The organism is Gemmiger formicilis (assembly GCF_900167555.1).
Classification (GTDB): Bacteria; Bacillota; Clostridia; order Oscillospirales; family Ruminococcaceae; genus Gemmiger; species Gemmiger formicilis.
On sequence record NZ_FUYF01000066.1, the window covers coordinates 1 to 2,366 of the forward strand.

Consider the following 2,366-nt stretch of genomic DNA (forward strand, 5'->3'; position numbering starts at 1 on the left):
CGGGGGAGTCTCGGCAGGCTTTTCTTCTTCGACAGGGGCGGGAATGGGTGCATCCTCAAACTCCACAAGTTCGGGGATAGGCAGGTCGGGGGTAAAAATGTCACTGTTCATTTCCATGAGGAATCTCCTTTTCGTTTTCAGGTTTTGTTATGATAGATTCTTTGTCGGTGGCAACCACCGCTTTTGATTTGGCGGGACGGCCGCGGCGTCTAGGCGGCACCTTAGGTGACGCCTTAGCTGTTTCCGCCGGGGGAGCTTCGAGTGTTTCTGGTAAGACTTTCCGCCATTCCGGGATATGGGCAGATGCTTTGCACTCCCGCAACTGCTTGTAAGCGGGGTGCAGAGAGTAGTCCATCTTGTGGACTTTCAGAACCTTGTGGCCGCGCAATATCACGAGCGCTTCATCTACCGGCAGGCGCAGCACTTCATCCGGGGTAAGCACCGGTCGTTTGCCAACGCCGCTGCTTTCGCGGTATTGTGGCGTGTAGTCGGAGACGCGCAGGGTGCTTAGAACCTTGGAGGTACTGGACACCGCCACGCTGGCGATGCCGGTACGCTGGGAAACGTATTCGGCGGTCAGCTGATCCGTGCAGCCGAGAAAAAGCTGCACATCGCAGTTGCCCAAAATCTCCTGCCACTGGTTCTGCGGATAGCGGTTTTGCAGACCGGCAAGATTCTGGAATACGCAGGACATAGAGATGTTGCGGGAGCGAATGACGCTGATGCGCCGGGATAATTCGGAAATCGTACCACAGGCGGTCAATTCCTCGCCCAGCACATGAACCGGAACAGGAAGCCGCCCGCCGGGGCAGTTGGCATCGGCATATCGGACGAGTTTGATGAAGGCAAAGGACAGGAACAGCGATGCAAGAAAGTCAAAGGTGCTGTCTTGATCGCTGGTGACTAGATAGTAGGCGCAGGGCTGCTGCCCTGGCAGTTCAAGGCTGATTTCGTCATACGCAGTAATTTTCTTAATCAGCTCAGACTGAAATACTTGCAACCGGCTGCCCAGCCCGCTGATAACACCGCTGCGCACCGAATCCGAGGCCCGCTGGTACAGGCTGTACGGTGCTTTGGCGGGGTGTGTCAGTGGCAGAACATCAAACAGGCTGTCCAACTGACTTTCGCTGCATTGCGTGATAAGGTTGTACACCTCACCAATATTCCGCTGTTCCGGCGGGTAGGTGAGGTCAACGTATAAGACCAGCGCTTTCAACAGATTCATCTCGCCGGAATCCCAGAAACGATCGCTCTTGCCTGTGCCGTTGGTATTCTTAATGATGACATCCACGAAAAGCTGCGCCATCAGCTCCTGCCCCTCAATTTCTTTCAGGCAGTTCCATGAATCGGAATTTTCGGGGCTGACGAGGTTGAACACCCGCACCGTGTAGCCCAAAACTCGCATATATTCGCTGGATTTTTCGTAGAGTTCCGATTTGGGGTCACAGATAATCAGCGACTCTCCGCGGGCAGCGCTTTGCAGGATGCGGTTCATACAGAACGAACGGGTTTTCATCGAGCCGCTGGCACCGTAGACGGCGAGGTTGCCGTTCATACGGGTTTTCTCCGGGATGCAAAGAAACCTGCCGTCGAGAATCCCCAGCACGGTGCCCGTATGCTGGGACAGGTCGGAAACTATATTCAGCACAGCAGGAATTTCTCGCGGCTGCATCCAGCCGGACGTGCCGTAAGTGCCTTTCGCAGAGAAATCAAAGTTGCGCTCAGAATCCGTTAAGGCATCTTGGCTGAATAACTTTCGGTACAGGAAAATCGCGGCGACTGCTGCTGCGCAGCCTGCCATACAGTAAAGGCTGTACGGAAACCACAAAATACCTTTGAGGCAAGCCAGCGGCGTCAAAGAGGAAAACGGCGGGGAAGTACCGCCCGGCATACCGCCGTTTTTCTGCCAGACAGCATAGTTGCCGATGAACTGCGTCAAGTAGCCGCAGGCGTAGAGCAGCAGCGTGACTGCCAACAGAATCTGCCATCTTTTTGAAGGACGTTTCATGGCGAAGTCAGAAACCTCCTCTCGAACTCGGCAAAGTCGATGATCTGCAGTTCGACCTTGTCGCCGCAGAGTGGCCGCAGCGCGCCTGCCTGAAAATCAAAGCAGAGGATGGCCCCCTTCATTTGCAGCAACTCCAAGGCAGACAGGAATCGAAACAGACGCGGCAGATCCGGCAGATAGCAGAACAGAATCGGCGCGCCTGCATCGGTACGAGCATCGTTTTCGATGAAAGCATTACGGCAAGGCAGCTGGAGTTCTTGCAACAGCGTGGCGTTTAGTTGCCCGATGACATCCGGGCGACAGAGCAGCCACAACAGCGTCTCGCCGTGGTAGTCATTGGTGAGAAAGTAGAAATGTT

The 2,366-nt window shown here is 54.9% G+C and carries 1 protein-coding gene and 1 pseudogene; both read right to left on the reverse strand.

Annotated features, from left to right (window positions below):
• Nucleotides 1-100 precede the first annotated feature (100 nt).
• Nucleotides 101-2,008, reverse strand: a complete 1,908-nt coding sequence (locus tag B5D32_RS14475; RefSeq protein WP_078785657.1) for a VirD4-like conjugal transfer protein, CD1115 family — start codon at nt 2,006-2,008, stop codon at nt 101-103.
• Nucleotides 2,005-2,366 (reverse strand): annotated as a pseudogene (locus B5D32_RS15335) (hypothetical protein); the annotation flags it as partial. The gene B5D32_RS14475 and the pseudogene B5D32_RS15335, both read right to left, overlap by 4 nt.